Origin of the sequence: Streptomyces acidicola, assembly GCF_009377235.1 — a bacterium.
Lineage (GTDB): Bacteria > Actinomycetota > Actinomycetes > Streptomycetales > Streptomycetaceae > Streptomyces > Streptomyces acidicola.
In genome coordinates this window covers 1-11,180 of sequence record NZ_VMNX01000283.1, presented here as the reverse complement: position 1 = coordinate 11,180, position 11,180 = coordinate 1, and the positions used below count along the sequence as shown (strand labels likewise).

Here is an 11,180-nt window from a genome sequence, read left to right as displayed (position 1 = left end):
CGCGGCATTGCCACCCGCTATGACAAGACCCCCGAGAGCTACCTTGCCGGACTCCACCTACGAGGCGCCGTCATCTGGATCCGCAGCCTTCAGCCAAGTCGCTGATCACGACTCCGTACAGGCCCTAGTGCGCGGCCGGGCTGAGGCGGGGCCCCTCCGGCGCAGGGGGCGCTCCCCGCCGGTCGGGCCCCGCCGCCGTGTCGCGGGGAGCCGGTCAGCCCTGGGGGGCCGCGGCCCGCAGGGCGATGCGGTGCTCACCCGCGTACACGTTCATGGAGGCGCCCCGAAGGAAGCCGACCAGGGTCAGGCCCGTCTCCGCGGCCAGGTCGACCGCCAGGGACGACGGGGCCGAGACCGCCGCGAGCACCGGGAGGCCGGCCATCACCGCCTTCTGCGCGAGCTCGAAGGACGCCCGTCCCGAGACCAACAGGATCGTCCGGGACAGCGGGAGCGCGCCGCTTTGCAGCGCGCGCCCCACCAGCTTGTCCACCGCGTTGTGGCGGCCCACGTCCTCCCGTATGTCGAGGAGCTCGCCGTCCTCACGGAACAGGGCCGCCGCGTGCAGGCCCCCGGTCCGGTCGAAAATCCGCTGGGCCGCGCGCAGCCGGTCGGGGAGGCTCGCGAGCAACTCGGGTTCCAACCGCACCGGGGGAGTACTGTTGCCCTCCGTTTCGTCGATCGACCAGCGGGTCGTCGTACGGACCGCGTCCAGGCTCGCCTTTCCGCACAGCCCGCAGGACGATGTCGTGTACACGTTCCGTTCGAGCGTGATGTCCGGGATGACGACGCCGGGAGCCGTCTTCACGTCCACGATGTTGTACGTGTTCGAACCGTCCACCATGGCACCCGCGCAGTACACGATGTTCTGCAGTTCGTCCGCCGCGCCCAGCACCCCCTCGCTCACCAGGAAGCCCGCCGCCAGCGCGAAGTCGTCGCCCGGGGTGCGCATGGTGATCGCGAGGGGCTTGCCGTTGAGCCGGATCTCCAGGGGTTCCTCGGCGACGAGCGTGTCCGGGCGGGCGGAGACCACTCCGTCCCGGATGCGGATCACCTTGCGTCGTTCCGTCACTCGTCCCATGTCCCCATCAGCCCCGATCAGTCCCGGTTCGGTACGTGCTGGTGGCCGAAGCGGCCCTTGACGCGGAGGTTGCCATGGGCCACCGGGTCCTCCCACTCCGAAGCCGGAGGACCGAGTACCGCCGCGATCGGCAGCTTCTCGATCCGGATCGCCGAGGCCTTGAACTCCGCGGTCCCCGCGATCGGACAACTGGCCTTCTGCGTCAGCCGGCCGGCGTTCACCTCGTCCCGAAGGCGCATGGTCATGAACGCCAGCCCGGGCCGTAATGCCGTGTCCACCCACACCGGTGCCACCATCGAGCCGCGCCGTGTGGCGATCCGGACCTCCTCACCGACCACCACGCCGTAGTGCTCGGCGTCCTCCGGGCACAGCTCGACGTACTCACCACGCCGCAGCGGCGAAGCGAAACTGCCGGCCTGCGCACTGGTGTTGTACGACTCGTCGAGGCGGCGTCCCGTGGTGAGCCGGATCGGGTACCGCTCGTCCGTCAGGTCCACGGGCGGGTCGTACGGGACGAGTCCGAAGGGCACGCGCAGATCCCGCTCGGCCGACGACACCGACCTCACCTCGTTCCGGACGGTCTCGGCATACGCGTGGTCCCAGTCGTGACCGAGGCGCGCGGCGACGTCGCAGAGGATGTCGATGCCGTCGCGGGCCTCGCCCGGCACGGTGACCGCCCCGTGGACCGGTGGAACTCGCTGCTCGTTGCTGGTGGTTGTGCCATCCGCCTCCGCCGGCCCAGCGGTCGAGGGCAGCACGACGTCCGCCAGCTCCGCTGTCTTCGTCAGGAAGGTGTCCTGCACGACGAGGAAGTCGAGGGCGCGCAGCCGCCGCACCGCCTGCTCGCCGTCGGCCGCTGACTGCGCCAGGTCCTCGCCGATGCAGTAAACGGCCTTGAGCGTGCCCTCCTCCATGGCCTCGAACATCTCCGTCAGCTTCAGCCCGTGGTGCACGTCGTCCTGCCCGCACAAGGTCTGGAGCCCGGAACCGTGGCGGCCCACGTGGCCGACCAGCAGGGACAGACTGATCAGTGCGCCTACGCTGTCCGAGGCGTTGTGGTGCTCTGTGATGCCCGGCGGCCGGCACAGGCCGCCGCGCTCGCCGCGGGCGTACGCGTGTGCCAACTCCCTTATGGCGGAGGCCGGTACGCCCGTCACTTTCTCCGCGAGCGACAGCGTCCAGTCCTCGACGAGCTGCCGGTACTCCTCGAAGCCGGTCGTCGCCCGTTCGATGAAGGTGTGGTCGGCGAGGCCCGCTCGGATGATCTCCCGGCCGATCGCGTGAGCCATGGGGATGTCGGTGCCGGCGTTCGGCCTCAGCCGGGCCTCCGTCCGCTCGGCGGTCGGTGTGTGACAGGTGAGGTTGCAGGAGCCCACGTTGTCCGTGCCCATGACGACTCGCGCGAACTTCTGCGCCACGTGGTTCATTCCATGGGGCGCGCGGGCGCAGGAGAGCACTCCGGAGGCGCCGCACGCCCGGCTCAGCCCCTGGGCGACGCGGGTCAGCGCGTCGTCCCAGTCGACCTGCCGAAAGGGCTCGTCGCGCGAGTCCCGGACCAGCGGCCGGGTGAGCCGGGCGTGGGCCATCAGGCCGTGTCCGCTCACGCCGCGGTCCGCAGCGCGAGCAGATCCGAGATGGCGTGGACGGTACGGAGCGTCGGCACCGGAACCTCGGTGATCTCCGCCAGCTCGACAACGGCCGCGAGGAGTACGTCGAGTTCGAGCGGTTTGCCGCGCTCCAGGTCCTGGAGCGTGGAGGTGCGGTGGTCGCCGACGCGCTCGGCCCCGGCCAGGCGGCGCTCGATGGAGACGCCGACCTCGCAGCCGTGGGCCTCGGCGACGGCGAGCGTTTCTTTCATCATGATCTCGATGACCTGGCGGGTGCCGCCGTGCAGGCACATCTGCCGCATGGTGGCGCGGGCCAGCGCGCTGATCGGGTTGAAGGAGATGTTGCCGAGCAGCTTGAGCCAGATGTCGTTGCGCAGGTCGGGCTCGACCGGACACTTGAGCCCGCCTGCCTGCATGGCCTCGCTGAGTGCCAGACAGCGGATCGAGACACTGCGGTCGGGCTCGCCGATGGAGAACCGGGTGCCTTCGAGGTGTCGTACGACTCCAGGGCCCTCCAGCTCGGTTGCGGCGTAGACGACACACCCGATGGCCCGTTCGGGCGCGAGCACCGCACTGACCGCGCCGTCCGGGTCCACGCTCTCGACACGGTGCCCGTCGTGGGGGCCGCCGTGCCGGTGGAAGTACCACCAGGGAATGCCGTTCTGGGCGGCCACCACCGCCGTCGTCTCATGGAGCAGGGGCTCGATCAGCGGCCCGCACGCCGCGTACGAGTTGGCCTTCAGGCCCAGGAAGACGAAGTCGACCGGGCCGATCTCGGCCGGGTCGTCGGTGGCATGGGCGCGCGCGGTGAAGTCGCCGCGCGGGCTGAGGACTCTGACGCCGTGCTGCCTCATGGCCGCCAGATGCGGTCCACGGGCGACGAGATGCACATCCGCGCCTGCGCGGTGGAGGGCGGCGCCGACGTAGGCGCCGATCGCACCGGCGCCGAGAACTGCAACTTTCACTGTGTGGCGCTCCGTTCGGTCGAGGGTACCGAGGAACTGCCGAACTCTTGTCGACGGAATATTGTCTACAGGATGGAGGTGTCGCCAGCAAGGGTTAGGACAGCACTCGAACGCCTTGTGTGAGAGAAACGCGGGCGGGCGGGCCTGCGCGGGACGGATCCTCCGCTGTCCGTGAGCTGCCCGTACCCCCGGCGTGACGAGTCCGGCTCCTGCGTCTCCTGGCGTTTTGTGCGCCGTGGACTGTAGGCAAAAGACACATCATAATTGGCCTTCATCTTGCAGCGACGCTGCCCAGGAGGGACCGCGATGTTGCCGACGACAGGACTGCCGCAGGGTGCCGTGCCCAAGCTCGAGCGGCCCGGTCCGCTGCGCGACCGTGTCTACGAGGCTCTGCTCGAACTCATCACCACCCGCGCCCTCCAGCCGGGCCAGCACCTCGTCGAGAGCGAACTCGCCGGGCATCTCGGGGTGTCCCGGCAGCCTGTGCGTGAGGCGCTGCAGCGCCTCAGTACCGAGAACTGGGTCGATCTGCGGCCCGCCCAGGGCGCGTTCGTGCACGAACCGACCGAGGCGGAGGCGGACCAGCTCCTCACGGTGCGTACCCTCCTGGAGGCCGAGGCCGCCCGTCTCGCCGCCGCCCATGCGAGGGCCGAGGCCATCATCGCGCTGGAGGAGTTGTGCACGGAGGGCGAGCGCGCGGTCGCCGCCGACGACGTGGACGGCGCGGTCGCGATGAATGCCCGGCTCCACGCGAAGATCATGGAACTCGCAGGCAACGAGGTTCTCGCCGAGTTGGCCGCGCGGGTCGACCGGCGTGTCCGCTGGTACTACACGCCGGTCGCCCGGCAGCGCGGACAGCAGTCCTGGACCGAACACCGTGAGCTGATCGCGGCGATCACGGCCCGCGACGAGCGGCGCGCCACGGCGATCATGCGTGCCCACACGGAACACACGCGGAAGATGTACCACGAGCGCGAGAAGTAGGAGGGCGGCCGGGCTCGCTCACGAGAACACGCTCCAGCACTCGGTGACAGGTCGCCAGAACGCCGCGGGCGCGGGGGAAACCACAGGTTGTACCGTCCTCCTGGCCTTCACCACGTGCGCCACGGATCGGGCGGCCCTTCCCCACGACGCCCGTCGTGGGGAAGGGCCGCCCGATGTCCGGGCTCCCTTGCCCAGGCCGCTTGCTGCTGCGGTACCGACGTGGCGCCTCGGGGCCGCCCCGGCTGCCGCGGCAGCCGTGCGATGAACGGCAGCGATCCGTAGGCGAACCCGCCGTTGACGAGGCCGGCCCCGACGCCGCCGACGACGCCGAATCCGAGGATCGCGAGCCATACGTTGCTCAGATGCGACAGGGCGAGGAACCCGGCGATGCACATGACCCCGCCGACGTACATCGCGGCGCGGACGGTCAGGATCCCCTTCTCGCACGGCCGGCCCGCCGGGAAGGCGATGCCGGCCTGGAAGAAGACCCGGACACGGCCATCATGGCGATCCACGGCAGATACACCATGAGCTTGCGGGAGTGACCGAGGATGTCCCGGTCGGTCTCGCCGACGCGGTGGACGCGGCCGCAGGAGTCGGTCACTTCACGGTAGGGACGGTTCGCGGCGTCGGGGTGCTGTCGAGCTGTTCTGCACGACGGGTCGGCCGTCATGTCACGCCGTCTCCTTGCCCGGCTTGTGCTGGTCGGTCGCGATGCGCTGTGCCTTGGGACGTCCGGGCGGGTGCAGGAACAGGGCGACGAAGCCCGCGAAGAGGGAGATCGAGCCGGCCAGGATGAACGCGCCGGAGTAGTCCCAGGCACCGACCACGACGGCGCCCATGCCGGAGCCGAGCAGGCCGGAGACCAGCTTCGACGAGTACACCAGGCCGTAGTTGGAGGCGTTGTTGTTCTCACCGAAGTAGTCGGCGGTCATGGCGGCGAACATGGGGAAGATGGCGCCGCCGCCGAAGCCGGAGATCGACGAGAAGAGCAGGAAGAGAGGCAGGTTGCCGATGTTCCCGGAGAACAGGATGCCGTACTGCGACAGTCCGAGGACGATGCAGACGAAGATCAGGCACTGTTTGCGGCCGTAGCGGTCGGAGAGCCAGCCGATCACGCCGCGGCCCGTGCCGTTCACGATCGCCTTCAGGGACATCGCGGTCGCCACGATGCCGCCCGCGAAGCCCGCCTCGTCCCCGAAGGGCACCTGGAAGGCTATGCCGAAGATGTTCACACCCGAGGTACACAGCAGGCAGAACCACATGAGGGCCACGCGGCCGGTCTGCCACGCCTCCTTGGGGGTGTACTGGTGCACGGCCGGCGGGTTCTTCTCCAGCGCGCGCCGGGCACGTGCGTCGTCGGGCTTCTTCAGCGGGTCGACGTCGGCCGGCCACCAGTTCTTCGGCGGGTCCTGGAAGAAGTGGCCCGCCACCGCGACGACCGCGGCCAGGAAGAGGCCCACGGAGACCAGCACCCAGCGGAAGTTGGTGAGGTCCATGTAACCGGTGAAGAGGAAGACGAAGGGTACGGAGCCGTAGGCGAAACCGCCGTTCACGAAGCCCGTCTTGCCGCCCTTGCGCTCCGGATACCACTTGGCGACCATGTTCACGCAGGTCGCGTAGACCATGCCCGCGCCCATGCCGCTGAACATGCCGAAGCCGATGTACGCGACGACCACATGCGGCGCGTACGCCAGCGAGAGGTAACCCAGTAGCGTGCCGAGCGCGCCGAACATCATCGCCCAGCGGGCCGGAAGTTTGCCGCTCTCGCGCAGCTTGCCCGCGGGGAAGGCCACCGCCGCCTGGAAGAAGACCCAGACGCCCAGCATCCAGAAGATGTGCGCGCTGCTCCAGCTGTGCGCCGTGTGCAGCGTGTCCTCGGCCGACGCGAACGCGTACTCGGCCGAGCTGATGCCCATCATGCCGACCCACGGCAGGATGACCATCCACTTGCGTTTGCGCCCCATGATGTCGATGTCGGTCTCACCGACGCGGAAGACGCGTCCGTTCGCGTCGGTCACCTCACGGTAGGGAACTGATGTGGGGAGGTCGGTCGTTGTCATGTTGTGTTGCAACTCCTTGCGTCGAAAGATCTGGCCAGCGCCCCCTGTCCCATGCCTTTCGTGCGCACGCGGGTCCCGGGGCCGGCCGACGCGCACCGTCGGCCGACTCCTCACCCACTCATCTCATGAAGCACCGCCCAACAGCCCTGCGGCACGGGTCCGGCGGTACTGCGCGCCGAGCCCGGCCACTGGCTTCTCGGTCCTGTACGGGCAAGCCACGACCCCTCGTTCGCCGGGTAGTGGCAGGTCTCGCCGGTCGTCGGCTCCTCGCCCGCTCCTCTGTCGTTGAGTCAGATCACTCTCTGCGCTTTGAGGAGCGGCAACTCCTTGCTGCAGAAGCCGAGTTCGCCGGCCGGTAGCAGTCCCGCCGGTCGCCGAGCAGCGGGGACCGCTCGATCTCGGCAGGGGATTCGGACAGTTTCAGCGGGTCGCCCACGAACTCGGATGTCACCGGGCTCACCTCACTTGTCCGTTGCTCTGAACGTTCTGGCGGTGCTGTGCGTGTGGGCCCTGACACATTGCATACAGTCGACGAATACTGTATGAAGATGGTTATCCCGCATCCGATGGGTGGATGTCCAGGGGGCGTGCAGCACTTTTAAGACGGGGAGCCGAATCCTGGGCCTGTGCGAGCACAGGTCTCCACATCCGGCACGCTCGCCTGCCAACTCATCAGCCGGGAACGGAACGTGACGTCGCAGGGTTGACGCGGCGTGACTGCTGCAAACAGTCCGGCCTCACCTCGCTCCTCCCTGTGTACGCGGCCCTTGGTCGCGCCGGCACGCATTCTGCGGATCAGATCAGCAGATGCCGGGCCCCGCCCCCGACTGTGCACCGAGAGCGGAGACATCGCATGGCAACCACCCTCAACCCCACCTCACTTGTGCTGAAGTCCGGCACATCCTGGAACGACGCATGGCAGCGATGCCTCACCGCTGCTCCTGAGGCGTTCCGCGAAGACCGTGTCCTGAACCTCTGGGGCGCTGCCTGGCAGGCGGACGGCCGGGCTCTGCCCGCGACCAGCCCGGTCGACGGCAGCCCGATCGCGGGCCCGCCCCGCCTGGACGGTGTCACCGCCCAGCAGGCGGTGCGGGCTTCGCTCGATCAGCACCGCGCCTGGCGCCATGTGCCCCTGGAGGAACGCCGTGCGCGTGTGGCGGCGACCCTCGACGCGCTCACCGAGCACCGTGAACTGCTCGCACTCCTTCTGGTCTGGGAGATCGGCAAGCCCTGGCGGCTCGCGCAAGCCGACGTGGATCGGGCGATCGACGGCGTGCGCTGGTACGTCGACGGCGTCGAGCCCATGGTGGAGGGCAGGGCTTCGCTCGACGGACCCGTGTCCAACATCGCGAGCTGGAACTACCCGATGAGCGTGCTCGTCCACGCGATGCTGGTACAGGCACTGGCCGGCAACGCGGTCATCGCCAAGACCCCGACCGACGGCGGTGTCGCCTGCCTCACCCTGGCCGCGGCGCTCGCCGCGCGTGAGGGGGTCCCCGTCACCCTCGTCAGCGGCAGCGGAGGCGAGCTGTCGGAGGCGCTGGTGCGGGCTCCCGAGATCGGCTGCGTCTCCTTCGTCGGGGGCCGCGACACGGGCGCGGCGGTGGCCACGGCCGTCGCCGACCTCGGCAAGCGACATGTACTCGAACAGGAGGGCCTGAACACCTGGGGCATCTGGAACTACACGGACTGGGACGCCCTGACGACCGTCATCCCCAAGCTCTTCGACTACGGCAAGCAGCGCTGCACGGCCTACCCGCGCTTCGTCGTCCAGCGCGCGCTGTTCGACGAGTTCCTGGCCGCGTACCTGCCGGCCGTTCGTTCCCTGCGGGTCGGTCACCCGCTCGCGGTCGAGCACCCCGACGACCCGTACCCGGCACTCGACTTCGGGCCGCTGATCAACGCGGCGAAGGCCAAGGAACTGCGCGACCAGGTCGCCGAGGCCATCGACCGAGGGGCCGTCCCGCTGCACCGCGGCGAGCTGAGCGAAGCCCGCTTCCTGTCCGGCCAGGACATGGCGGCGTATGTCCAGCCGGTCACGCTCCTCAACCCGCCGCCCTCCTCGCCGCTGCACCATGCCGAACCGTTCGGCCCGGTCGACACCATCGTCCTGGTCGACACCGAGGCCGAGTTGCTCGCCGCCATGAACGCGTCGAACGGCGCCCTGGTCGCCACGCTGTCCACGGACGACCAGGCGACGTTCGACCGCCTTGCCCCGCAGATCCGCGCGTTCAAGGTCGGCCACGGCAAGCCCCGCTCCCGGGGCGACCGTGACGAGTTGTTCGGCGGGTTCGGCGCGTCCTGGCGCGGTGCGTTCGTGGGCGGGGAGCTGCTGATACGTGCGGTGACGCAGGGGCCGGCGGGGGAACGGCTGCCCGGGAACTTCCCGGACTACCACCTCATGCCGTGAGGTGCGGTCGGGCGGCGCCCGAATCGGGGCGCTGCCCGACGGGGGCTCGATGGATGGCGACGTACACACGACGACGTACACACGACGACGTACAAGTGAGGTGGCGATCATGACGAAAGCTCTTGAGGGCATCCGTGTACTGGACATGACCCATGTCCAGTCCGGGCCGTCCGCGACCCAGTTGCTCGCGTGGCTCGGCGCGGACGTCGTGAAGCTGGAAGCGCCGACCGGGGACATCACGCGCAAGCAGTTGCGAGATCTCCCGGACGTCGACTCCCTCTACTTCACGATGCTCAACTCCAACAAGCGGAGCATCACCCTCAACACCAAGACCGAGCGCGGCAAGGAACTTCTCACCGAGCTGATCCGGCGTTCCGACGTCATGGTCGAGAACTTCGGACCGGGCGCGGTCGACCGCATGGGGTTCACCTGGGACCGCATCCAGGAGATCAATCCGCGTATCGTCTATGCCTCCATCAAGGGGTTCGGCGAAGGCCCGTACACCAACTTCAAGGCGTACGAGGTCGTCGCGCAGGCCATGGGCGGGTCGATGTCGACCACCGGGTTCGAGGACGGGCCGCCGCTGGCGACGGGGGCCCAGATCGGGGACTCGGGCACGGGCATCCACGCCGTGGCGGGGATTCTCGCGGCGCTGTTCCAGCGGGAGAACACCGGGCGCGGTCAGCGGGTCAACGTGGCCATGCAGCACGCCGTGCTCAACCTCTGCCGGGTGAAGCTGCGCGATCAGCAGCGCCTGGCCCATGGCCCGCTCGCTGAATATCCCAACGAGGACTTCGGCACGGAAGTACCCCGCTCGGGAAACGCGTCCGGCGGCGGTCAGCCCGGCTGGGCGGTCAAGTGCGCGCCGGGCGGACCGAACGACTACGTCTACGTCATCGTGCAGCCCGTCGGCTGGAAACCGCTCAGCGAGCTCATCGGCCGGCCCGAGCTCGCCGACGACCCCGAGTGGTCGACGCCCGAGACCCGGCTGCCGAAGCTGAACAAGATGTTCCAGCTCATCGAGGAATGGACCAGCACCCTCCCCAAGTGGGAGGTGCTGGAGAAGCTCAACGCCCACAACATCCCGTGCGGGCCGATCCTCTCCACCGAGGAGATCATCGAGGACCCGTCACTGGCCGCCAACGAGATGGTCGTCAAGGTTCCGCACCCCGAGCGAGGCGAGTACCTGACTGTGGGCAACCCGCTGAAACTGTCCGATTCGCCCGTGGACGTGACCAGTTCGCCGCTGCTCGGCGAGCACAACGAAGAGATCTACATCGCCGAACTCGGCCTCGACCATGAGGAGTTGCCGCTCCTCAAGGCGAACGGAGTGATCTGATCGACGACGGCTGATGCCGCGCCTGCACTTCCACTCCGTCCCGGCCCAGGGCTTGTCCGGCGGATCGCGACCTGATCCGCGGGACAGGCCCCGGGCGTCCACCGCCGCGCCCGGGACGGCCCTCGCCCTGCCCCGTTCGAACCCGACCTGAGTGAGGTAGCCCAGCGTGTCGACATCAGCACCCCGTTTCGCCCGGCCCACCCGCAGCGCATCCGGCACCGAGACGGTCATCGACCGGCTCGTGGAGTCCAACCGTGCCTACGCCGCCGGATTCGTCGACCCGGGTATGGATGCCCGGCCGGTCCTGCGCGTGGCCGTCGTGGCCTGCATGGATGCCCGCATCGACCTGCACGCCGCGCTCGGCCTGGAGCTCGGCGACTGTCACACCGTCCGCAACGCGGGCGGTGTGGTCACCGACGACACGATCCGCTCCCTGACGATCAGCCAGCGTGCGCTCGGCACCCGCAGCGTCGTACTCATCCACCACACCGGCTGCGGTCTGCAGAGCCTGACCGAGGAGTTCCGGCACGAGCTGGAGATGGAGGTCGGACAGCGGCCGGCCTGGGCGGTGGAGGCATTCCGGGACGTCGACCAGGACGTACGGCAGTCGATGCAACGGGTGCGCACCTCGCCGTTCCTGCCGCACACCGATGACGTCCGGGGCTTCGTTTTCGACGTGTCGACGGGGCTGCTGCGGGAGATCGCCCCGCGGACCTGAGTGCCCTGTCCCGCCC

Annotated in this window: 9 protein-coding genes and 1 pseudogene; 4 read left to right on the top strand and 6 right to left on the bottom strand. The window is 69.1% G+C overall.

The genetic code is table 11. The annotated features are described in order from the left end of the window. Positions 1-214: 214 nt before the first annotated feature. From fdhD to FPZ41_RS40545, 3 genes are read right to left on the bottom strand one after another with little or no spacing between them, the layout of a single operon-like run. Positions 215-1,078, bottom strand: a complete 864-nt coding sequence (gene fdhD / locus FPZ41_RS40555) for a formate dehydrogenase accessory sulfurtransferase FdhD (protein ID WP_152869110.1) — start codon at positions 1,076-1,078, stop codon at positions 215-217. 17 nt (positions 1,079-1,095) lie between these two features. Next, complete coding sequence (locus FPZ41_RS40550) at positions 1,096-2,664, bottom strand: molybdopterin oxidoreductase family protein (RefSeq protein WP_152869115.1); 1,569 nt, start codon at positions 2,662-2,664, stop codon at positions 1,096-1,098. 14 nt (positions 2,665-2,678) lie between these two features. Further along, positions 2,679-3,650 carry a 2-dehydropantoate 2-reductase gene (locus FPZ41_RS40545; protein WP_322621350.1) on the bottom strand — a complete coding sequence of 324 codons (972 nt, stop codon included), beginning with the start codon at positions 3,648-3,650 and terminating at the stop codon, positions 2,679-2,681. 309 nt (positions 3,651-3,959) lie between these two features. Between FPZ41_RS40545 and FPZ41_RS40540 the strand changes: the two genes are divergently transcribed. Next, entirely contained in the window at positions 3,960-4,634 is a 675-nt protein-coding gene (locus FPZ41_RS40540; RefSeq protein WP_152869112.1) for a GntR family transcriptional regulator, read from the top strand. 260 nt (positions 4,635-4,894) lie between these two features. On the opposite strand, the pseudogene FPZ41_RS40535 reads toward FPZ41_RS40540, so the two are convergent. The 3 genes and pseudogenes from FPZ41_RS40535 to FPZ41_RS50485 form a co-directional block, all read right to left on the bottom strand. After that, positions 4,895-5,307: pseudogene (locus tag FPZ41_RS40535) on the bottom strand (MFS transporter); the annotation flags it as partial. Between the two features lies 1 nt (position 5,308). Beyond that, a complete protein-coding gene (locus FPZ41_RS40530) occupies positions 5,309-6,697 on the bottom strand; it encodes an OFA family MFS transporter (protein WP_152869108.1) in 1,389 nt (462 codons plus the stop codon). A 123-nt stretch (positions 6,698-6,820) separates the two neighbouring features. Continuing rightward, entirely contained in the window at positions 6,821-6,916 is a 96-nt protein-coding gene (locus FPZ41_RS50485) for a hypothetical protein (RefSeq protein ID WP_220140533.1), read from the bottom strand. Positions 6,917-7,550: 634 nt separating this feature from the next. Here FPZ41_RS50485 and FPZ41_RS40525 point away from each other — a divergent pair. From FPZ41_RS40525 to FPZ41_RS40515, 3 genes are all read left to right on the top strand, one after another. After that, complete coding sequence (locus FPZ41_RS40525) at positions 7,551-9,107, top strand: aldehyde dehydrogenase family protein (protein ID WP_152869107.1); 1,557 nt, start codon at positions 7,551-7,553, stop codon at positions 9,105-9,107. 109 nt (positions 9,108-9,216) lie between these two features. Beyond that, positions 9,217-10,446 (top strand): formyl-CoA transferase, encoded by a 1,230-nt coding sequence (frc, locus tag FPZ41_RS40520; protein ID WP_152869105.1) that lies wholly within the window; start codon positions 9,217-9,219, stop codon positions 10,444-10,446. 166 nt (positions 10,447-10,612) lie between these two features. Further along, a complete protein-coding gene (locus tag FPZ41_RS40515; protein ID WP_322621349.1) occupies positions 10,613-11,164 on the top strand; it encodes a beta-class carbonic anhydrase in 552 nt (183 codons plus the stop codon). The last annotated feature ends 16 nt before the right edge of the window (positions 11,165-11,180 follow it).

Excerpts from the sequence above, each read along its gene's own strand:
- fdhD (WP_152869110.1), bottom strand. The coding sequence starts at position 1,078 with ATGGGACGAGTGACGGAACGACGCAAGGTGATCCGCATCCGGGACGGA.
- FPZ41_RS40530 (WP_152869108.1), bottom strand. The coding sequence starts at position 6,697 with ATGACAACGACCGACCTCCCCACATCAGTTCCCTACCGTGAGGTGACC.
- FPZ41_RS40550 (WP_152869115.1), bottom strand. The coding sequence starts at position 2,664 with ATGGCCCACGCCCGGCTCACCCGGCCGCTGGTCCGGGACTCGCGCGAC.
- FPZ41_RS40525 (WP_152869107.1), top strand. The coding sequence starts at position 7,551 with ATGGCAACCACCCTCAACCCCACCTCACTTGTGCTGAAGTCCGGCACA.
- frc (WP_152869105.1), top strand. The coding sequence starts at position 9,217 with ATGACGAAAGCTCTTGAGGGCATCCGTGTACTGGACATGACCCATGTC.